Raw genomic sequence first — 21,386 nt, 5'->3', positions numbered from 1 at the left:
TGCGCAACACGCTTCCTTCCCCGGTCTGAAAGGCAAATAAAGGCTGATGCATAACGCCGCGTAGCATTCGATGCCACGCGGCGCAGGTGCAATCTTTTAGTTGACCGTGACGGCGGCCGAAAGAACGTTCTTGATAAACGGCTTGCCCACCGCCTTGACGTAGTAGGTGCCCGCATTAGCCACGGAGATCGTGGTCGTGTTTGCCGGGTAGGTCACGCTGCTCCACGCGGCGTTGGCGTAGCTCCACAATTCCAGGTGATCAACCGTGGTCGCGCTCGAAAGCGAAACCTTGATCGTGCGACCACTTACCGTCGGCGTCATCGTCAGGCAGCTGTCGATACCAGTCTCGAGAGGCGTGCCTTCATAGTAATCGTCCCACGTCACGAGTTGCAGGAAGGGGAGCTGCTTCGCCGAGTTGTAGTACTGGTTGATTTTGGTGAAGCCGTTCAGCCACGTTTGACCGCATTGTTGATTGACGTACTGCTGACCGTCCCACGATGCGTATTGCGAGTTGAAGCCCTTATAGACGCCACCCATCACAATTTCAGTCGGGTGCTGATTGGCGCGGGTGTAGAAGTCGTCCATACCCGACAGATCAGCCGGAGACACGTCCTGCGAAGCCGGATTGACCCACAGGAACGAGCCGCCGCTCTTGGCGATGCTGAAGCCGTCCGGCGACGTCGCGTTGTCCAGGTGGACGAATTGAACGTTCGGATACGCGGCTTGAATGGCCGTCCAGTCGATGCCGCTCGCGGCCGTCAAACCGAAGTCACCGACGACGGGCTTGCCGTTGTACATCAAATACGACGAGTCGCTCAGGTAATGCGTGTTGATGTAGCTCATCGCGGCCAGAACCTTGGTCTGATTCGTCCCGCTATAGTTGTTCAGCAGGTTCGCGTCGAGCATGATCGAGTACGAAAGCTTGTTACCCGACAGCGTGGTGTAGTTCTTAATGAGCGGTTGCGAGATCAGCCAGTCTTTGTCGCTGATGTCGGTCTGGCCTTGCCAGTCGACGATCACGCCATCGACGCCGCGGCTGACGAGGTCAGCGAAGAACGCGTTGATGTATGTCGGGTTGGCGTTCGAGTAATTGACGTTGACGCCAGTATCGTTGCCGCCGTCGAACCACGGCAGGTAGTGGACGAGAACTTTGGTCGTGTTGCCCGAGTAAAGAAGCGAATGGACGTCGACCTTCGAGACATTCGTCGAACCCGCCAGTGTGCCGTTCGACAAGCCTGCGAAGGCCGTGCTAGCCGAAGTGTTTGCGGGCATCAGAGCCGATTGTACTGTCGACGATGCAGTAGATGCTGTAGTCGACGTAGTGGTTGGAGCAGCGGTCGAAGCAGTGGTCGAAGAAGTTGTCGATGCTGACGACGATCCGTGCGAGTAATGTCCGCGCGCTTGGGCATGGCCCGCGACCAGAAACGTTGCACAACCCGCGAGCATGATGCGGCTAACATTAGTTCTAAATTTCAGTGTCACTACCAATATCCATTCGAATTTCTGTTCAAAGACATAAAGCCCAAGACCTCAGGCTTCACTGCGAAAAGTGGTGCTGCCTCCCCCAGGGGGATTGCGCTGCCGCGTAGGTCACGACAAATGTCGCAAGCCGTTACGCCGTTCGCAGCGGCAATGCCCTGCGAGCAGGCTGAATTCCAGATGCAGATTCGCTCGTACCCAATCACGTCGGCGACGCGACCGTCCTGTAAGTAGTACTGATCGAAACCCGCTTGTTTCTATGGCAAATTTTTGAACTCCTCCTTTTATCGGTCGGTGAACTGAGCCTGGATGCCGAGGGGTCTGTTTCGTTTCCAGATTCATCCAGTTAGTGCTGGGGATGACACCGGCCGGGCGCATATCCGTCCTTGTGACATCTTGACTACGTCACATCAGCACTTTTTCCAATCCGCGGAACTCCAGACAGCGCGTGCGCGTGTCTAAAGGATGCGGCCTACCTTCGCAGCGCTCTACAAGTACAGAGGCCATCATCGATAAACGGTGGGGGCCTCCGGCGTTTTCGCGTGCGATCTGAGCTCACGGAGCAAAGTTCACTTGCAAACGTTGCTTCCCGTTTCTCGCTTCGTCAGAAGTGCTTCCTTGCGGGAGTGCCCCTGAAACGAAAACAAATAAATATCTAATTCGTTGTACGAATTAAATTGTATAAAAATGTAACGAACTTCTGTTTCCAGCACGAATGTCCTTCGCTCTCGCCGCTGAGTAGGCCCCCTTTGCCCGTGGTATCCAGCCCTGCATCTGAGCGGGAGGCGGCGCCTTATTTTCTCTTACAAGTCTTGGGCAGACTACAAAATCAATCCCAGCGGCTCACGTCGCGCTTATCCGTCCAACCTGGGTCGACGTCGATCTCGTCTGCATTGACTACGCTAGCGCTTACGTTGCGCGGGCAGGCACACCGCGTCGCATTTATGCGCGGAAGGGAGCGCTAGGAGATCGGGCTAAACCCGCGGGGGCGGCGTGAGCACTTATCGCGCCTGCACCGGGAAATTGCCCCTAGTGTTTTCCCTATCGGCTCAGGGGAACGAATTATATTCGCAAAAAACGTTTCAGTTCTGTAACGGTAAGAAAGATCTCGAAAAAAAGCGATAGCTCCCCCCATCTAATAGTCTCCGGACAATTTTTCCTTTTATGTGGCGCGGAGGGCAGTAACTCTTCTCCCGGAGCTCATTGCGCACGGTTAACCACTTGACTTACGCAATTTGTGAATGGCAGGTCGGAAATATTAGCCTTCCGATATCTTCATATAAATAGGGTTCAGAACGATGTAATCGGACAAACAGGTAGGGTTTTTACGGCAGGATTGTTGAGAAAAAGAGTCTGAAAAAAGGCCGATTAAACATCGGATGAAATGGTTTTACAACTCGTTACATCGATGGTTTCATTCGCAATTTGCGTATCGTTGGGTTATTGTTTGAGATGAAGAATTCGCTTTTGACGTCTGAGTTAATTGGTATGTCTAATTAAAGTGGATGGAATGGTTGAGTTACACATTTTTGCGAAGTTACCGGTATGGACGGTTAAAAACAGTTTTCTGGGAGGAAGCTGCGGGAGGGGTGACGCATTCTGTATAAAATGGACTTTGTTTAATAACGAAGGAAATTGAGCGGAATCGACTTTAGATGAGCGGCGCCTATTCGCAGGAGATAGAAGGTGGCTGTTTTCGGAAGAAAGCTGGCGAAGGGCAATCGTCAATTACGATTGAATCGGCAGATGCCGGAACAATCAGCATTGTGCAGAGGCTGACCGCGGCGAAGTCCGTGCCTCAAGACTGCCTGGATCCGCGGTCAGTTTTCAGCGGCCTTTAACTCGGCCCTGGCAATTTAATCTCTGTCAGCCGATCACGCGAAGCCGCGCGGATTGCTCGACTGCCAGCGCCAGTGATCCGCGCACATCCGCTCGATGCCGTATTGCGCGCGCCAGCCGATGATCTTCTCCGCTGCCGCCGGATCGGCGAAACACGACGCGACGTCGCCCGGACGGCGCGCCACGATCTCATAAGGCACCGGCTTGCCCGACGCCTTCTCGAACGAACGCACGACGTCCAGCACGCTATAGCCCTGACCCGTGCCGAGGTTCACCACGAAGCTCGCATCGCGTTTGACCAGCGCGTCAAGCGCGGCGAGATGCCCGCGCGCCAGATCGACCACGTGGATATAGTCGCGCACGCCGGTGCCGTCCGGCGTTTCATAATCGCCGCCGAACACGCGCAGCTTTTCGAGCTTGCCGACTGCGACCTGCGCGACATACGGCATCAGGTTGTTCGGAATGCCCGCCGGATCTTCGCCGATCAAGCCGCTCTCATGCGCGCCGACCGGATTGAAGTAGCGCAGCGTGGCGATTCGCCATGACGGATCGGCCACTTCCAGATCGCGCAACACCTGCTCGGCGATCAGCTTCGACTGGCCGTACGGATTGGTCGCCGACAACGGGAACGATTCGTCGATCGGCGAGCTTTCCGGCACGCCGTACACGGTCGCCGACGAACTGAACACAAACTGTTTGACGTTGCGATCACGCATCACGCCGAGCAACGTCAGCAGACTGCCGACGTTGTTGCTGTAGTACTCGATCGGCTTCGCGACCGACTCGCCGACCGCCTTCAACGCGGCGAAGTGAATCGCGCCGGTGATCGGGTGCGCGTCGAAAATGCGCTTGAGCGCGGCTTCGTCGCGTGCATCTTCTTCGTAGAAGGTCACGGCGCGGCCAGTGATCTGTTCCACGCGCCGCAGCGATTCGCGATTGCTGTTCACGAGATTGTCGATCACCACGACGTCATAGCCGCCGTTGAGCAATTCAACACAGGTGTGCGAGCCGATAAAACCCGCGCCACCCGTTACCAGAATCGTGCCCTTCGTGGTCATGCTGTTTGCTCCGTTAAAGTAAAACGCCCGTCATTTTCTGCACCAGGTCTTTATAGGTTTCGACGACGACCCGTTCGTCGAATTCTTCCGCGACTTTCTGTCGGCCGCGTTCCGCCATCGCGCGGCGCTCGGCGCCGCTCATGTCGAGCATCTGTGCAAGACGCGAAGCGAGACTTTCCGCGTTGCGCGCTTCACACAGCAATCCGTTGACACCTTCAGCCACCACCTCGCGGCAGCCGGGCACGTCGGTCGTGACGATCGGACGGCCCATTGCGGAGGCTTCCATCAGCGTGCGCGGCACGCCTTCACGATACGACGGCAGGACGATGCAGTCCGCATCGGCGATGAAAGGCCGCACGTCGTGCGCCTCGCCGAGATAGTCGATGACACCTTCGCGTTCCCACGCGGCCACTTCGTCGCGCGTAATGGCGCTAGGGTTGTCGACGCCCACCGGCCCGAGCAACTGGAAGCGCGCGCGCGGGTAACGTTCGCGCAGCCGCCGCGCCGCTTCCACGTATTCGCCGACGCCCTTGTCCCACAGCAGCCGGCCGATCAGCACGAAGCGGAAATCGGCCCGTTCGGGCAGCGGCGTGAACGCGAACTGCTCGAGATCGACCCCCTCGCCATGCAGAAGGCGCGCACGCTCAGGATGCACCAACAAATTTCCGTCGACAAACGCGGCCTGATCGTCGCGATTCAGAAACCAGACTTCGCGCGGGAAGCGGAACGCAAAACGATACAGTTTTTTCGCGACCTGCGCGGCACGGCTCTGCTGGATGAACACATAGCCGAGCCCGGTTGTGACAGCCACCGACTGCACGCCCGCCAGTTTCGCCGCGATCGAGCCGTAAATGTTCGGCTTGATCGTGTAGTGAAACACGACATGCGGGCGGATTGCCCGATATTGACGGTATAGCGAGTACAGCGTGACCAGATCGTCGCGCGGACTCGTGCTCTTCGATGCAACCGGCAGTTCGATGCAACGGCAGCCCATCGCGGTGAGCAGGTCGAACGTGCGGTCGCGCGGCGCAAGCACCGTCACGTCGACGCCGCGTCCGACCAGCATGCGGATCAGTCCTTGCCGATACGTATAGATTGCCCACGCGGTGTTACAGACAAGTGTAATGCGCAGCGCGGGCGTCGACTTTAAGGCAGGCTTCATGCGGGAGGCGGGACGGCTATGAATGGGGCGTTGCATGGATTAGTGGCCTGCGCGCGGCGCGAGCAGGCTGCGTTTGATCCGTTGAAGCGTGCGATAAGGCAGCACCAGATGCAGCAGATTCTTGGCGAGACCGAGCCAGTCGTACAGGTTCGCGACGTTGAAGTAGCGCAGTTGCAGCCGCAGCGTCGACGTAATCTGACGGCGCCGTTTGGTCGCGCTGATGCCGCCTTCGTTCAGCTCGTAGTAAAGACCGAGTTCCGGCAGATTCGCGCAATCGTAGCGTTCCATCAGACGCACGAACAGGTCGAGGTCTTCGGCGGAACGATACGCGGCGCGATAGTTGCCGACTGTGCGCACGGCCTCGATACGCAGCATCATCGACGGATGCGCGAGGCATGAACGGAAGAAGCGCAGGCGCCGGATCGCGTTCGGCTCGGCTGGCGGCGTCAGCATAAAAAGCGGCTTGCCAGCGCGCGTAACGACCTGTGTCCACATGCCGAGGCCGGCTACGTGCGGATGCAGTTCCATGAACACGCGTTGCCTGGCGAGCCGTTGCGGCACGCTGCGGTCGCCCGCATCGATTCGCGCGGCATAGCGGAAACCGCGCTGCGCGAGCGCGTCGATACCGGTTTGCAACGCACGCTCGATGCCGCCGTTCTGCGGCATGCGCAGCACGTCGATCCGCATATTGCCGATGGACGGCGCGACGATGGGCGGCGTGCTGCCGTCGTCGACGATCAGTACGTGGATCGGCGCACTTTCATCAAAAGACGCCAGCGTGAGCTCGACATCGGCTTGCCCGTTGTACGCGGGGATGAGCACGGCTACATCGTCGAGCGATATCTGCGCGGTGGCGGATGCATTCGTCATGAGCGCAACTTGAAACGGATGTAATAAAGATTAACCGACGCGGCGGCCAGATAGCCCACCGCCAGACCGACCAACGCGCCGTAAGCCCCGAGCCGGCGGATTGTCAGCAGATTGACCACGAACGCGACGGCCAGCGCGAGCAGCCATTTGGCCAGCAGCACGAATTTCGCCTGGTACTTCAACACGATAAGATTGCCGATCGCTTCGATGCCGGCAGGCACGGACAGCCAGACAGCCCAGCGGAAGATCTCGATCGCACCTTCGAAGTCCGGTCCGAACACGCGCCGAATGATCAGACCGGCCAGCAGGTCCAGCACGATCGCGCCGCTGACCATCAGCGCGGCGGTCATCGCGGTGAGGCGCCACATGTTGCGGCGCAGTTGCGCGGCGTCCTGCACACGGTAGACGAAGGCGGGCGCAATGGTTTGCGCGAGCATCAACGCCAGCGTGATCCAGTTTTCGTTCAACTGCTGTGCAGCGGAATAGCGGCCGAGGTCCGCGAAACTGATGGCCCTCTCGAGCATCAGGCGATCCAGTTTCAGGAACAGATACATACAGATCAGGCCGAGCCAGAACACCGTGCCGGCGCTGGCAAAATGCTTGAAGAGCGCGCGGTCGAGATGCCAGCCGAGCTGGCCGTTGTGTCGCCGGATGAAATAGATCAGCAGCACAGCGCCGATGGCTGCGGATTCGAGCGCCCACAGCCAGCCGAAGCGGGCGGGCGTGGCCGCCGCGCGCACCAGCAGATAGACAAGGGCCGCTTTGCACACGGCGGTGCTCATGCTGGTGAGCAACTGCGGCTTGCTATAGGTCATGCTTTGCAGCCACGCATTGATCACGCCGACGAACGGTTCGCGAAACAGCATCGTCACCGCGAGACCGGCAAGCATTGCGCCGACCAGAGGATCGAAGAAGTGCAGTGCAATACCGAGCCAGGTGAGCAGCAGCGCCGCAACCGACACGGAAAAACGCAACGCAAACGCGCTGCCGAGTACGGTGCCGAGTTGCGCAGGCGGACGGTTGACGATGGTGGGGACGAGGATTTCCGCGCCGCATACCCAGGTGATCGGCGAGAGCACCAGTAGCAGCGTGTTGGCGTATTGCCATTTGCCGAACACGTCTGGCCCGAAGTAACGGGCCAGCATGCCGCTGATCACGATCGCCACACCGATCTGCGTGAGCCTTTCGAGGCCCAGCCAGACGATGTTGGTGAATGCGCGTGTGACGTCGGGGTTGGCGAAGCGTTTGAGCGTCAGCATCCGGTCGCCGCTCGGTCCGCTTGCAAGATGTGCGGTGTGGAACACACAGCGGCAATATCGACGTTCGCCCGCCTGGCCGACTGTCGCGGCAACTTTGCAAAAGGAGGGCGTATAAGCATTAGAATGGCGTTATTCAGACAGTCCGAAAAACGCAATTATAAGTTGGAACCGGATCGCTTCCGGCATGGGCGCATCGCAGGGTTTTATCGGCAGTTTCAAGCTCTGGTTTTATCGCAGGTTTCAGCGCGATTTTTACCGATCCTGCCGCTTTGCGCCGGTCAAAATTTTCCATTGCACGCAAGTGAGCCATCATGATCTCCAAATCCATTTTCAAGGCGTATGACATTCGTGGCGTAATCGGCAAGACGCTCGACGCCGACGCCGCCCGCTCCATCGGTCAGGCGTTTGGCAGCGAAGTGCGGGCGCAAGGCGGCGACGCCGTGGTGGTCGCGCGTGACGGCCGGCTGTCGGGTCCGGAACTGATTCAGGCGTTGTCAGACGGTCTGCGTGCGGCTGGTGTCGACGTCGTCAATGTCGGCATGGTGCCGACGCCGGTCGGCTACTTCGCGGCCAGCGTGCCGTTGCAGCTGGAAGGCGGCGAGCGTCGCATCGATTCGTGCATCGTCGTGACGGGCAGCCATAATCCGCCCGACTACAACGGCTTCAAGATGGTGCTGCGTGGCGCAGCCATTTATGGCGAGCAGATTCTCGCGCTGCATCAGCGCATCGTCGACGATAACTTCAGCAGCGGCAATGGCACGTACACCGAGTACGACATCGAAGACGCCTATCTCGATCGCATTGCCAGCGACATCAAGCTTGCGCGTCCGATGAAGATCGTCGTCGACACCGGCAACGGCGTCGCCGGTGGCCTCGCACCGAAGCTCTTCAAGAAGCTCGGCTGTGAACTGGTCGAACTGTTCACCGAGATCGACGGCAACTTCCCGAACCATCACCCGGACCCGGCTCACCCGGAAAACCTCCAGGACGTGATTCGCGCGCTGAAGGAAACCGACGCTGAAATCGGTTTCGCCTTCGACGGCGACGGCGACCGCCTGGGCGTCGTCACCAAAGACGGCCAGATCATCTATCCGGACCGTCAGCTGATGTTGTTCGCCGAAGAAGTGCTGTCGCGCAACAAGGGCGCGCAGATCATTTACGACGTGAAGTGCACGCGCAATCTGGCCAAGTGGGTGAAGGACAAGGGCGGCGAACCGCTGATGTGGAAGACCGGCCATTCGCTCGTCAAGGCCAAGCTGCGTGAAACCGGCGCGCCGCTGGCAGGTGAAATGAGCGGCCACGTGTTCTTCAAGGACCGCTGGTACGGGTTCGACGACGGCCTGTACACGGGCGCGCGTCTGCTGGAAATCCTCACGCGTGTCGAAGATCCGAGCAAGCTGCTGAACTCGCTGCCGAACTCGAACTCCACGCCGGAACTGCAACTGAAGCTCGAAGAAGGCGAAAATTTCGAACTGATCGCCCGCTTGCAGCAGAACGCGAAGTTCACCGGTGCGGACGATATCGTGAAGATCGACGGTCTGCGTGTCGAGTATCCGGACGGCTTCGGTCTCGCGCGTTCGTCGAACACCACGCCAGTCGTGGTGATGCGTTTCGAAGCGGATAGCGATGAAGCACTCAAGCGTATTCAGGAAGACTTCCGCCGCGTGATTCTTGCGGAGAAAGCAGACGCGAAGCTGCCGTTCTAAACGTTCTCAACGTTGAAGCGACTCAATTCCAAACGGTGCACTAACCGGTGCACCAGACGGCGCGGTTCGGGTTGAGCCGCTGCTGTTGCCGAGCGCGGCGCGGGTTTCACTTACCGCGCCGCGTTTTTTCATGTCAATTACATATCACGCGTTAAAATTGCGCTCCTCTCATCCGTTCGGGGCCTGGCGCCCGGCGGCAGGTGGGAGACTCTTTCAACGCATCTTCGGGCCGGATAGCCGGTTTTCCCTCTCTTGAGCGTGCAAAAGATACTGATCGTGCGGGTGTCGTCACTGGGCGACGTCGTTCACAACATGCCGGTGATCGCCGATATTCGACGCCGTCATCCCGATGCGCAGATCGACTGGCTCGTCGAAGAAAGCTTCGTTGGGCTCGTGCAACTCGTCTCGGGCGTGCGGCGGGCGATTCCCGTTTCGCTGCGGCGCTGGCGCAAGCGCATCCTTTCCGTCGACAACTGGCGTGAGATCGGTGCGTTCCGTCGCGCGCTGGCCGCCGAGAACTACGATCTCGTGATCGACTGCCAGGGGCTCATCAAGACCGCGTGGGTCGCGAGCATGGCGCGCGGACCGCTGGTCGGTCTGGCCAATCGCACCGACGGCGCGGGCTTCGAATGGCCGGTGCGCTTCTTCTACGACACGCGCGTGCCGATCGAGCCGCGCACGCACGTGGTCGAGCGCACCCGGCAACTGGTGGCCGCGGCGCTGAACGACCCCCAGCCGCAGCCCACCGACGAGATCGACTTCGGTCTCGACACCCGGCGCGCGGCGCTGGCGTTGTCGGAGGCGAATCTGAATCTGCCGGTGCCTTATGTGGTGTTCGTGCATGCCACGTCACGCGCCGACAAACAGTGGCCCGATACCGCGTGGATCGAACTCGGGCAGTCGCTGGTGCGGCGCGGTGCGTCGATCGTGTTGCCGTGGGGCAGTGAAGAAGAACGCGCGACCAGCGAGCGTCTCGCGAAAGAATTCGGCGCAGCCGCGATCGTGCCGCCGAAGCTGTCGTTGCCGGCGGTGGTCGGTCTGATCGAAGGCGCCGCCGCCACGGTCGGGGTTGACACAGGTCTGGTCCACATTGCCGCGGCGCTGAAGCGGCCCACGGTCGAGTTGTACAATTTCTCGACCGCGTGGCGCACCGGCGGTTACTGGTCGCCGAATGTCGTCAATCTCGGCTCGGCCGGACAATCGCCCACGTTGCAGCAGGTCAAGTCGGCGCTGGCCGGTTTCGGGCTGCTGTAAATCGTGCGAATCGTGTAGTCCGCCGGCGCGCTTCGCCTTCCGCTCCATCCGTTCTCAAGGGCGACCATGAACGAAACCCAGATCATCGAAGTAGCGAACGCCGACTGGCACGGACAGCACCTGTCCGTGCCGCGCGAGACGCTGCTCGCCGGCGTCGAACGCGGCAAGGTGCTGTACTTTCCGAATCTGCGCTTTGCGATTGAAGGTGGCGAACCCGCGCTGCTCGACCCCAAGCTGGCCGATCCGAACCGCAAGAACATCAGTCTCGAACCGAACGGCGGCGCGTTGCATGGCGTGGTCGGCGATGCGGTCACGCAGTCGGCCGTGCGCGCGTTGATCGCGCGTTATCAGACGAATGCGCGCACGCTGGTCGACGGACTCTTTCCCGAATACAACGGCCGGCTGCGGGTTGCGCCGACGAGTTTGCGGCTGCATCAGGTCGAGACGCGCGAAACGTCGTGGCGCAAAGACGATAGCCGTCTGCATGTCGATGCGTTCCCATCGCGGCCCAACTATGGCGAACGCATTCTGCGCGTGTTCACCAATGTCAATCCGCACGGCGCGCCGCGTGTGTGGCGCGTCGGCGAGCCGTTCGAAGACATGGCCAAACGCTTCCTGCCCCGCATCAAACCGCAAATGCCTGGCGCCGCGTGGCTGCTGAACCTGCTGCACGTGACCAAATCGCCGCGCAGCGAGTACGACCATCTGATGCTGAATCTGCACGACGGCATGAAGGCCGATCTCGACTATCAGAAGTCGAGCCCACAGGAGACCATGCCGTTTCCACCCGGTTGCGTATGGGTGTGTTTCTCCGATCAGACCTCGCACGCGGTGATGTCCGGCCAGTTCATGCTGGAGCAGACCTTCTTCCTGCCGGTCAAGGCGATGGCGCAGCCCGAGTGCGCGCCGCTTGGCATTCTCGAGCGCCTGAAGGGCAGGGCGCTGGTTTGAGCGCCGCATTCGGTGACGCAAGTTGGCGGCGTGGCTTGGCGGCGCGTGCGGTTAAGCGCTTCAAGAACCCGGAGCGCTCATGCTGAGGGCGATTTATAACGCACTGTGGTGGATCATCGCGCCGCTTGCGGTGCTGCGTTTGCTGATCCGCTCGCGCAAGGAGCGCGGTTATCGCGAGCATATCGGCGAGCGTTTTGGTTATTCGCGCGGGCGGCTACCGGAAGACAACGCACCGTTGATCTGGGTGCATGCGGTATCGGTGGGTGAGACGCGCGCCGCGCAGCCGCTGATCGATGCGCTGTTGAAAGCCCGTCCCGACGCGCGCATTCTGTTGACCCACATGACGCCGAGCGGCCGCGCAACGGGCGTGGAGATTTTCGGCGATCGCGTATTGCGCAGCTATCTGCCGTACGACATGCCGCACGCGGTGCGGCGGTTTCTGCGCGCATGGCGGCCGTCGCTCGGTCTGGTGATGGAAACCGAAGTGTGGCCGACGCTGATCGACGAATGCCGTCGCGCCGATGTGCCGCTCGTGCTGACCAATGCGCGGATGTCGGCGCGTTCCTATAAGCGGGCGGCCAAGTTCGGCGGCGCGACCAAAGACGTGTTCGGCGGCTTTGCGCGCGTGCTCGCGCAGAGTCCAGCGGATGCCGAACGCCTGACCTCGCTTGGTGCGCGCAATGTCGCGGTACTCGGCAATCTCAAGTTCGACATGAGTTCGCCGCCGGAGCTGGTGGCGCGCGGTCATGCGTGGCGCGCGGCGATTGGCGCGCGGCCGGTGTGGGTCGCGGCAAGTACGCGAGAAGGTGAAGAGGAGCTGATTCTGCAGGCGTTCGCCGCGCTTGGCGTCGACGATGCGTTGCTGATTCTGGTGCCGCGTCATCCGCAACGGTTTGATGAAGTGGCGGCGCTGGTTGAAAAGGCCGGGCTGCGTGTGGAACGTCGCTCGGCCTGGGCGCCCGATGCAAAGGTGGCGTCGGCGGCGGTGACTTCTGCAGGCGGCGTGCCGGCTTTGGCTTCCGGCGTGAACGTGCTGCTAGGCGATTCGATGGGCGAGTTGGGCGCTTACTACGCGGCGTCGGATCTGGCGTTTATCGGCGGAAGTTTGTTGCCGCTGGGCGGGCAGAATCTGATCGAGGCGTGCGCGGTCGGTGTGCCGGTACTGATCGGCCCACATGTGTTCAACTTCACCCAGGCGACGGCGGATGCGGTCGCTGCAGGTGCCGCGGTGCAGGTGCAGGATCCTGCCGATCTGGCGCGCGCATTGCGCGAGCTGTTTAGCGATAAAGCGCGGCGGCTGGCCATGGGCGGCGCGGCTTCGGCGTTCGCCGCGCGTCATCGTGGCGCGACGGCGAGGACGGTGGATGTGTTGATGGCGGTGTTGCCGGAGTGAGGGGACTGTGCTGTTAAAAGCGGTGCCTGGCTCGCTGCCTGACTCGTTGATAAATAATATATTCTGCCTGGATGGGGCCGCCGCGCTATCGGCGCGTTGATTCAACCACCTTCTGCCGCCTGCAATGACTCTTTTCACCGACCTAGGCTTCGAATGGGATCGCACCGCGATTCCGCAAAACATCCCGGTCCATTCGATCAAGCGAGTGGGTTTCCGCTTTCATCGAATGTTGCCCGAATTCGTGTGGGATGCGAGCGTGCTCGAAGGGAACCCCTTTACGTTTCCCGAAGTGAAGACGCTGCTCGACGGCGTGACTGTGGGCGGCCGGAGAATTTCTGATCATGAACAGGTCCTGAACCTCGCGGACAGTTCCAGGTATTTGTTGACGATCGTGCAGAACAGCCGGTTTGCGCTCGACAAAACCACGTTCTGCGATTTGCATCGTCTTGTCGCACGTAATGAGGCGCTTGAATGGGGCGTCTTCCGCGGAGAAGGTGAGGAAACGCGATACACGCCTGACGTGGGATTAGGTGAGGCGGGACGGCATACTCCTTTACCTACGTTGCCCGGTGCGCCACAGCTTAATCAGGTTTTTGCCGCTGGCACCCGCGCGCTGACAGAGCACGTAACGAATGCCTTCGAACGCGGTTGCGCGTTCTTTCTGTTTGGGGCATTGCAGCAGTTCTTCTTCGACGGAAACAAACGCACGTCACGCTTCATGATGAACGGCGTGCTAATGTCGAACGGCATTGATGCGATCAGTGTTCCTGCGCAACGTGCCGCAGATTTCAATGAAAAGATGGTGCGGTTTTATCTGTCCAAAGATGCGACGGAGATGATGGCATTCCTGGTGGAATGCCATCCGGGGGAGTAAGGCTTCACACCTTCAACAACCCCTTCTTTTCAATAAACTTCACCACCACATCCAGGCCGTCCAGCGCCTTCAGATTGCACATCACAAAAGGCCGCTCGCCGCGCATTTTCTTCGCGTCAGAAGCCATCACGTCGAGGTTCGCGCCGACCATCGGCGCGAGATCGGTCTTGTTGATCACCAGCAGATCCGACTTCGTAATGCCAGGGCCGCCCTTGCGCGGAATCTTCTCGCCGCCCGCGACGTCGATCACATAAATCGTCAGGTCGGACAGTTCCGGACTGAAGGTCGCCGCGAGGTTATCGCCGCCCGATTCGATGAACACGATATCGGCATCGGGAAAACGCGTCAGCATCCGATCGACCGCTTCGAGGTTGATCGACGCGTCTTCACGAATCGCCGTATGCGGGCAGCCGCCCGTTTCGACGCCCATGATCCGTTCGGCCGGCAACGCACCGGCGACGGTCAGCAGACGCTGGTCCTCTTTCGTATAGATGTCGTTGGTGATTGCGACGAGGTCGTACTGATCGCGCATCGCCTTGCAGAGCATTTCGAGCAGCGTGGTCTTGCCCGAGCCGACTGGGCCGCCAACGCCGACACGCAGCGGCGGCAGTTTCTTGGTACGCGAGGCGGGATGATGAGGTGCGTTCATGATGGATCGTTTTATGAGCGAAAGAGCCGCGAGTATTGCGACTCGTGGCGCGCCGACAGAATGCCGAGTTGCGGCGCGAAGGTGTTGATGTTCTCGGGCGACGTCGCCAATGCACGCGTGACAGCGGCATCGATGGGCTCGCGCAAGGCGACGATGATCCGTTGGCCCGCGAGTTGTCCTAGCGGCACGGCTTTCAATGCAGCCGCAGCCTGGTTTTCTACCCAGCTAAACGCGTAAGCGGCGAGGGCGGCGTCGCTGGCGGCGTCGTGTGCATAGGCGGCAAACGCGAACGCCGTGGGCTGCGCAAGCGGTGTGACGGACGCCAGCGTCGCCCGTCGTTCAGCATCGCCCCATTCGAGCGATACACACAGTTGCCGCAACGACCAGCCCATCTGCTCGGTCTCACGCCGCAATTCCGCCGATTCACGGCTCGCGAGGAATTCGCTGTTGGCTTCGGCGAGGCCGACTGCATCGTGCGAACGCCAGCGTTCCATCTGATGCGCGAGGAACGGCAGCTCGCCGCGCGCGAGCACATCGGTGAGACCGCTCGCGATCCAGTCGCGGGCCGAATTGGCGTCGGTGATCAGTTGCGCTTCGATGGCCGCTTCGAGGCCTTGCGAGTAGCTGAACGCACCGATCGGCAGTGCGGGCGACGCGAGATGCAGCAGTGCGGTGAGTTCAGCGATGCGCATGGTGGTGATGCGCGTGGCCGCAGGATTCGTCGTGCACGTGGTCGTCGTGAGCATGGTCATGGTCATGGTCATGCGAGTGACCATGCGCCGTGTGGGCGTGATCGTGATCGTGATCGTGCGGATGCTCATGATCATGCGAATGCTCATGCCCATGATGCTCGCCGAACACCTGCTGCGCGAGCGCATAGTCTTCAGCGAAAGTCTCGTCATGGCCATGCTTGTGGCCGCCGCCATAAGCACCGGATTCAGGCTGAAACGGCATCGACACCTGATCGACCGTCGCGCCGATCCGCTTGAGCATATCGGCCAGCACCGGGTCGTATTCGAGCTTCAGATAATCCGCACCGACCTCGACCGGCGTGTGCCGGTTGCCGAGATGATAGGCGGCGCGCGTCAGTGTCAATACATCTTTCGCCCGCACGACCAGCACCGCTTCCGCCGCCGCGACGACGCGCACGAGGCCACCGTCGTCGGCGATCAGCACGTCGCCGTCACGCAGGACCGTGCCGCGCGGCAACAGCAACGCGACTTCTTCTCCGCTATCGAGCGTGGCCGCGAGCCGGCTTTTACGACGCTCGTCGAAAGCGAGCGTCAAGGTCGGTGCACGTTTGACCAGCACCGGCGCAAGCTTCAGATGCGGCGCTAGCAGTTTGTCGAGAGTGCGCATGGTTAGAACAGGAAGTAGCGTTGTGCCATCGGCAGCACGGTGGCGGGCTCGCAGGTCAGCAATTGACCATCGGCGATCACCTGATACGTCTCGGGATCGACGCTGATAGCAGGACGCCACGCGTTGTGAATCATGTCCGCCTTCGAGATATTGCGGCAGTTCTTCACCGCGACGATGCGCTTGCTCAGGCCATAACGCTCGGCAACACCCGCATCGGCGGCCATCTGCGACACGAAGGTCAGCGACGTGCGGCCCAATGCGCCGCCACGCGTCGCGAACATCTCGCGATAGTGCACCGGCTGCGGCGTCGGAATCGACGCGTTCGGGTCGCCCATCTGCGCCATCGCGATCATGCCGCCCTTCAGGATCAGCGACGGCTTGATGCCGAAAAACGCCGGTTCCCAGAACACCAGATCGGCCCACTTGCCCGGCTCGATCGAACCGACTTCATGCGCGATGCCGTGGGTGATGGCCGGGTTGATCGTGTACTTGGCGACGTAGCGCTTCGCCCGGAAGTTATCGTGACGTGCGGTGTCTTCCGGCAGCGCGCCGCGTTGCACCTTCATCTTGTGCGCGGTCTGCCACGTGCGAATAATCACTTCGCCGACCCGGCCCATCGCCTGCGAATCCGACGACAGCATCGACAGCGCGCCGAGGTCGTGCAGGATATCTTCGGCGGCAATCGTCTCGCGGCGAATCCGCGATTCGGCGAACGCAATGTCTTCCGCAATCGACGGGTCCAGGTGGTGGCACACCATCAGCATGTCGAGATGCTCTTCGAGCGTGTTGACCGTGTACGGGCGCGTCGGATTGGTCGAGGAGGGCAGCACGTTCGATTCGCCGCACACCTTGATGATGTCCGGTGCGTGACCGCCGCCTGCGCCTTCCGTGTGATACGTGTGGATCGTGCGGCCCTTGAACGCGGCCACGGTCGCTTCGACAAAGCCCGCTTCGTTCAGCGTATCCGTGTGAATCGCGACCTGGGTGTCGGTGTCGTCGGCAACCGAGAGGCAGTTGTCGATCGCGGCGGGCGTCGTACCCCAATCCTCATGCAGCTTCAAGCCGATCGCACCCGCCGCGATCTGCTCCAGCGCCGGTTGCGGCTGGCTCACATTGCCCTTGCCGAGAAAACCGAGATTCATCGGATAACCGTCCGCGGCTTGCAGCATGCGTTCCAGATGCCACGGACCCGGCGTGCAGGTCGTCGCATTGGTGCCGGTCGCCGGACCGGTGCCGCCGCCGAGCATCGTGGTCACGCCGCTGGCGAGCGCTTCCTCGATCTGCTGCGGGCTGATGAAGTGAATGTGCGTATCGATGCCGCCCGCCGTCACGATCAGCCCTTCGCCCGCGATCACTTCGGTGGACGCGCCAATCGCAATCGTCACGTTCGGTTGAATGTCGGGATTGCCGGCCTTGCCGATCGCGGCAATGCGGCCGTTCTTGATGCCGATGTCAGCCTTGACGATGCCCCAGTGATCGAGAATCACCGCGTTCGTCACGACGGTATCGACCACCTCGGCGTGCACGCGTTGCGACTGGCCCATGCCGTCGCGAATCACCTTGCCGCCGCCGAATTTCACTTCTTCGCCGTAGGTGGTGAAATCGCGCTCGACTTCGATCAGCAACTCGGTATCGGCGAGTCGCACGCGGTCGCCGGTGGTGGGGCCGAACATCTCCGCGTATGCGCGGCGGCCAATGCGTAATGTCATGGTGTGGGTCCGAAGTAAGCAGGGCAGGCAGCGCAGCGCGTGGTGCGCATCACAGCTTGCCCATCACGCGGCCGTTGAAGCCGTAGACGACGCGGTCGCCCGCCAGTTCGACCAGCTCGACCGTGCGTTCCTGGCCGGGCTCGAAGCGCACGGCGGTGCCCGCCGCGATGTTCAGCCGGAAGCCGCGTGCCGCTTCGCGATCGAACGACAACGCGTCGTTCACTTCGTAGAAGTGGTAGTGCGAGCCGATCTGCACCGGCCGGTCGCCGGTATTCGATACGACCACCGTGACGGTCGCACGGCCTGCATTGAGTTCGTGTTCGCCGTCGTCGATGAGGAGTTCGCCGGGGATCATGGGGCGTGCCTTAGGTCTTGGGTAATTGCGTGATCAGGGAATCGGGTGATGGACGGTGACGAGCTTGGTGCCATCCGGGAACGTGGCTTCGACCTGGATATCCGGGATCATCTCCGGCACGCCTTCCATCACGTCGTCGCGTGTGAGCAGCGTGGTGCCGTAGTGCATGACCTCGGCGACGGTCTTGCCGTCGCGGGCGGCCTCCATCAGCGCGGCGGTGATGAAGGCGATGGCTTCCGGATAGTTCAGTTTGAGGCCGCGGGCGCGGCGCCTTTCGGCGAGTAGCGCGGCGGTGAAGATCAGCAGCTTGTCCTTCTCGCGAGGTGTCAGCTTCATCGAATGGTTGCGTTCAGTTGTGACGTCGTGAAGACGGTCGTTGTGCCGGTTCCGGACGGAACCGGCAGCGACAATGACAGGCACTGCGCAGCGCGGCTGCCATCGGGTGCGGGCACACGATGACCAGGTGAAGCCGCGACGGACGCAATGCCGGATGAGCCAGCCACGGTATCAAGTCCGCCTAACAGCGTGCTTACAAAATGGCATGACGGGGTTACAGATCGGCGGGCAACGGCGCGCCGAACCACTTCTTCGACATCGTGTTGAGTGTGCCGTCCTGGCGGGCCTGCGCAATCGCGGCGTTCACTTTCTGCTGCAGACGCGGCTCGCTTTTATTCATGCCGACGAAGCACGGCGAATTCTTGATGACGAACTTCGGCTCCGGACGGCGCGGCGGATTCTTCGCGATGATCGCGGCCGCGACGATGTTGCCGGCGGCGATCAACTGCACCTGGCCCGACAGAAACGCGGCGATGGTCGCGTTGTTGTCCTCGAAACGTTTGATGGTCGCGTTCGGCGCCATTTGCGTGAGGCCGATTTCTTCGAGCGCACCGCGCGTCGCGCCGACCGTCTTGCCGGTCAGGTCGGCGGGGCCGCTGACCTTAATGTCGGCGGGACCGAACACGCCCTGGTAATACGGCGCATACGCGGTCGAAAAGTCGATCACTTTCTCGCGCTCCGGCGTTTTGCCGAGCGACGAGATCACCAGATCGACCTTGCCGGTTTGCAGATACGGAATGCGGTTCGCGCTGTTGACCGGCACGAGTTCGAGCTTCACGTTCATCGACTTCGCGAGGAACGCGGCGGTGTCGATGTCATAGCCCTGCGGCTTCATGTCGGGGCCGACCGATCCGAACGGCGGATAGTCCTCGGGCACCGCCACCTTCAGCACGCCGGCCTTGGCGATGTTGTCGAGCGTATCGGCGTGAGCGGCGATCGTGTGAAAGACGAGATGCACGATCACAGGCACTGACAGTAGCGCGACGAGAAACGCGCGACGCACGGAGCGAGGAGTGGTTCGTTTCATGTTGTGAGCGGTGGAAGTGGCAAAGCCGGGCGGCTGCCGTCAGGGTGCGGCAGCATCGTAGGGAATTTTATGCAAGGGATGTGCCATGCCGGTGCGAGGTCGACCCGGCGGGCTTCTACGGATGTCGCGCACCAATTCGAGGCGTGTTGAGGGCCCATTTTGGTGCGATGACAAAGCTATGAGGGCGGCGGGGGCTGGGCGGTGGGCGGGTTGAGTTGATTCAGGTCAGCCGACTTGCACGCCCAGATGGACGGTCATGCGCGTAGTACAACCCATTGGGCCGTTTCGATGCGGGCAGTCCCGGCGTGGCCGCTTTCAATGGGTGTCGGCGCAAGCGCGAAAACCGCTTACGTCGACCAGATCCGCAGCGGCACGGCCTCGACACCGTGCACGACCGGCCGCAGTTGCAGCCAGCAGCGTGTCAACGCGTTCTGCAGCGTTTCCATTGAACGAGAAACCGCGCGCACGAGCAGCACGCCATTCGTGACGCAGCTGGCGGCGGCGCGTAGCGAGTCGTCGAACGGCAGCTGCGCGGTCAGCGATTCGGCGAGTGCATCGTCGCACGCCGGGCCGACGGCCCACAGCGTCCCGTAGGCAGGAAACCCGGCCAGGCCTTGAGCCGCGTCGCGCAGCGCATCGTCCGCGCTGAGGCTTGCGCGCTCGAACCACAGCAATTCGCCGCGTGCGCCGACGATCCGCGACACAGCATTCAAGCGGCCCTCCGACCACCGTTCTCCAGCCGCCTGACGTCCAAGCTGCGTCGCATCCCATCCCAACGCCGTCGCGCCTTCGGCGAGCGTCAGCGAAAAATCCAGATGCGCATTCGCGTGATCGAAAACGATGTTGTTCTGCGGCAGCCAGTCGAGCTTCGCCCGCTCGCCGACCCGCACCGCAATCTGCTGATGCGCAGCGCGTCCGTTGGACTTGTACCACTTGGTCGCGCCCGGTGTCGTCACCACCGCATGCGCGCTCGCGCCGACATCTACCTGAATATCGAGGTGATCGCCGCCCGCAATCCCGCCAGGCGGATGCACGATCACCGCGTGACAGATCGCCTGACCTTCGGGATAAAGCGGTCTCTGAACCCGCAACGGCCCATCGTGCAGCCGATGCACGAGCGTCGTACGTTCATGCTGTTGGACGAAGCCGAGTTCGAGGCGTGCCCGCCATGGAGAATGCGTGGCGGGTTGAGCGGTGGCGAGCGTAACGTGATTTTCGTGAAGCGACATGCGTGCGTAAAGTAGTCGTGCGGTAGTCGTGCGGTAGTCGTGCGGTAGTCGTGCGATCGACGTGTTAAGACCCGGGCAAACGTTGCGTTGGCGAAGCAGGTCGAGGCAGCGCAACCCAAGGTCGGGGTTGCGCCGAGAATAGCACGCAGCGCAGGCGTGATTGCGAGTGCCGCTTATACCGCGATCAATGCACGCACGCCGTCCGCATCCATGTTGGCGCCTTCGCCGCCCGCGACGATTTCTCCACGGCTCATCACCCAGTAGCGGTCGGCGATATCTTTCGCGAAGTCGTAATACTGCTCGACGAGCAGCACCGTCATGCCCATTTCCTCGACCAGCTGACGCAGCGTGCGGCCAATGTCCTGAATGATCGACGGCTGGATGCCTTCGGTCGGTTCATCGAGAATCAGCAGTTGCGGATCGCTCATCAGCGCGCGGCCAATCGCCAGCTGTTGCTGCTGGCCACCGGACAGATCGCCGCCGCGACGGCTGCGCATGTCCTTCAGTACCGGGAACAGTTCATAGATACGATCGGGGATTTTCTTCGGCGCTTTCTTGCTCGCGGCACCGACCAGCAGATTTTCCTCGACGGTCAGGCGCGGAAAAATATCGCGGCCCTGCGGCACGTAAGCGAGGCCTTTTTCGACGCGCGAGTAGGTCGGCAGCTTCGTGATCGGCGCACCGCGCCACGCAATGGAACCGCTCTTCGTCTGCACGACGCCCATCAGGCAGCGCAGCAGCGTGGTCTTGCCGACACCATTGCGGCCCAGCAGAACGGTGAGCTTGCCATCGGGCACGGTGAGCTTCACATCGCGCAGGATGTGGCTGCCGCCGTAGTACTGGTTCAGGTTTTCAACTTCTAGCATGTCCGTTCGAC

At 61.2% G+C, this 21,386-nt stretch carries 20 protein-coding genes; 5 read left to right on the top strand and 15 right to left on the bottom strand.

What is annotated here, in order from left to right; translation table 11 throughout:
- Positions 1 to 96: 96 nt before the first annotated feature.
- The 6 genes from LMG28727_RS07725 to LMG28727_RS07700 form a co-directional block, all read right to left on the bottom strand.
- On the bottom strand, positions 97 to 1,272 hold the full coding sequence (locus LMG28727_RS07725) for a glycoside hydrolase family 71/99 protein (protein WP_201641715.1): 1,176 nt from the start codon (positions 1,270 to 1,272) through the stop codon (positions 97 to 99).
- A gap of 2,081 nt (positions 1,273 to 3,353) precedes the next feature.
- A complete protein-coding gene (galE, locus tag LMG28727_RS07720; protein WP_201641714.1) occupies positions 3,354 to 4,376 on the bottom strand; it encodes a UDP-glucose 4-epimerase GalE in 1,023 nt (340 codons plus the stop codon).
- A gap of 13 nt (positions 4,377 to 4,389) precedes the next feature.
- Positions 4,390 to 5,538 carry a glycosyltransferase family 4 protein gene (locus LMG28727_RS07715; protein WP_201641713.1) on the bottom strand — a complete coding sequence of 383 codons (1,149 nt, stop codon included), beginning with the start codon at positions 5,536 to 5,538 and terminating at the stop codon, positions 4,390 to 4,392.
- Between the two features lie 39 nt (positions 5,539 to 5,577).
- Positions 5,578 to 6,408 (bottom strand): glycosyltransferase, encoded by an 831-nt coding sequence (locus LMG28727_RS07710; protein WP_201641712.1) that lies wholly within the window; start codon positions 6,406 to 6,408, stop codon positions 5,578 to 5,580.
- Positions 6,405 to 7,667, bottom strand: coding sequence for an oligosaccharide flippase family protein (locus LMG28727_RS07705; protein WP_201641711.1), 1,263 nt, complete (start codon positions 7,665 to 7,667; stop codon positions 6,405 to 6,407). Before LMG28727_RS07705 ends, LMG28727_RS07710 begins: the two co-directional genes overlap by 4 nt.
- A gap of 133 nt (positions 7,668 to 7,800) precedes the next feature.
- A complete protein-coding gene (locus LMG28727_RS07700; RefSeq protein WP_201641710.1) occupies positions 7,801 to 7,980 on the bottom strand; it encodes a hypothetical protein in 180 nt (59 codons plus the stop codon).
- On the opposite strand from LMG28727_RS07700, the gene LMG28727_RS07695 reads away from it, so the two are divergent.
- From LMG28727_RS07695 to LMG28727_RS07675, 5 genes are all read left to right on the top strand, one after another.
- Complete coding sequence (locus LMG28727_RS07695) at positions 7,979 to 9,373, top strand: phosphomannomutase/phosphoglucomutase (RefSeq protein ID WP_201641709.1); 1,395 nt, start codon at positions 7,979 to 7,981, stop codon at positions 9,371 to 9,373. The genes LMG28727_RS07700 and LMG28727_RS07695 overlap by 2 nt on opposite strands.
- A gap of 252 nt (positions 9,374 to 9,625) precedes the next feature.
- Entirely contained in the window at positions 9,626 to 10,627 is a 1,002-nt protein-coding gene (gene waaC, locus LMG28727_RS07690) for a lipopolysaccharide heptosyltransferase I (RefSeq protein WP_328810315.1), read from the top strand.
- A gap of 66 nt (positions 10,628 to 10,693) precedes the next feature.
- Positions 10,694 to 11,578: a Kdo hydroxylase family protein gene (locus LMG28727_RS07685; RefSeq protein WP_201641707.1), complete on the top strand. Its 885-nt coding sequence runs from the start codon at positions 10,694 to 10,696 to the stop codon at positions 11,576 to 11,578.
- Positions 11,579 to 11,657: 79 nt separating this feature from the next.
- Positions 11,658 to 12,971, top strand: coding sequence for a lipid IV(A) 3-deoxy-D-manno-octulosonic acid transferase (waaA, locus tag LMG28727_RS07680; protein WP_201641706.1), 1,314 nt, complete (start codon positions 11,658 to 11,660; stop codon positions 12,969 to 12,971).
- Positions 12,972 to 13,197: 226 nt separating this feature from the next.
- Positions 13,198 to 13,845 (top strand): Fic family protein, encoded by a 648-nt coding sequence (locus LMG28727_RS07675; RefSeq protein ID WP_328810312.1) that lies wholly within the window; start codon positions 13,198 to 13,200, stop codon positions 13,843 to 13,845.
- Positions 13,846 to 13,849: 4 nt separating this feature from the next.
- Here LMG28727_RS07675 and ureG read toward each other — a convergent pair whose 3' ends face one another.
- The 9 genes from ureG to urtE form a co-directional block, all read right to left on the bottom strand.
- Positions 13,850 to 14,494 (bottom strand): urease accessory protein UreG, encoded by a 645-nt coding sequence (ureG, locus tag LMG28727_RS07670; protein WP_201641704.1) that lies wholly within the window; start codon positions 14,492 to 14,494, stop codon positions 13,850 to 13,852.
- Positions 14,495 to 14,505: 11 nt separating this feature from the next.
- Positions 14,506 to 15,186, bottom strand: coding sequence for an urease accessory protein UreF (locus LMG28727_RS07665; protein ID WP_201641899.1), 681 nt, complete (start codon positions 15,184 to 15,186; stop codon positions 14,506 to 14,508).
- Positions 15,173 to 15,853 carry an urease accessory protein UreE gene (ureE, locus tag LMG28727_RS07660; protein ID WP_201641703.1) on the bottom strand — a complete coding sequence of 227 codons (681 nt, stop codon included), beginning with the start codon at positions 15,851 to 15,853 and terminating at the stop codon, positions 15,173 to 15,175. Before ureE ends, LMG28727_RS07665 begins: the two co-directional genes overlap by 14 nt.
- A 2-nt stretch (positions 15,854 to 15,855) precedes the next feature.
- A complete protein-coding gene (ureC, locus tag LMG28727_RS07655; RefSeq protein WP_201641702.1) occupies positions 15,856 to 17,562 on the bottom strand; it encodes an urease subunit alpha in 1,707 nt (568 codons plus the stop codon).
- A gap of 49 nt (positions 17,563 to 17,611) precedes the next feature.
- Positions 17,612 to 17,917, bottom strand: coding sequence for an urease subunit beta (locus LMG28727_RS07650; RefSeq protein WP_201641701.1), 306 nt, complete (start codon positions 17,915 to 17,917; stop codon positions 17,612 to 17,614).
- Between the two features lie 33 nt (positions 17,918 to 17,950).
- Positions 17,951 to 18,253 carry an urease subunit gamma gene (gene ureA, locus LMG28727_RS07645; RefSeq protein WP_011487082.1) on the bottom strand — a complete coding sequence of 101 codons (303 nt, stop codon included), beginning with the start codon at positions 18,251 to 18,253 and terminating at the stop codon, positions 17,951 to 17,953.
- Between the two features lie 214 nt (positions 18,254 to 18,467).
- Positions 18,468 to 19,280 (bottom strand): transporter substrate-binding domain-containing protein, encoded by an 813-nt coding sequence (locus LMG28727_RS07640; protein WP_201641700.1) that lies wholly within the window; start codon positions 19,278 to 19,280, stop codon positions 18,468 to 18,470.
- A gap of 347 nt (positions 19,281 to 19,627) precedes the next feature.
- Entirely contained in the window at positions 19,628 to 20,509 is an 882-nt protein-coding gene (locus LMG28727_RS07635) for an urease accessory protein UreD (protein ID WP_201641699.1), read from the bottom strand.
- A gap of 173 nt (positions 20,510 to 20,682) precedes the next feature.
- A complete protein-coding gene (gene urtE, locus LMG28727_RS07630; protein WP_020065119.1) occupies positions 20,683 to 21,375 on the bottom strand; it encodes an urea ABC transporter ATP-binding subunit UrtE in 693 nt (230 codons plus the stop codon).
- Positions 21,376 to 21,386: the final 11 nt, after the last annotated feature.

Source organism: Paraburkholderia metrosideri (assembly GCF_904848625.1).
Lineage (GTDB): Bacteria > Pseudomonadota > Gammaproteobacteria > Burkholderiales > Burkholderiaceae > Paraburkholderia > Paraburkholderia metrosideri.
Note: the sequence above shows the minus strand (reverse complement) of the source record. Positions and strands in the feature narration are given on the sequence as shown.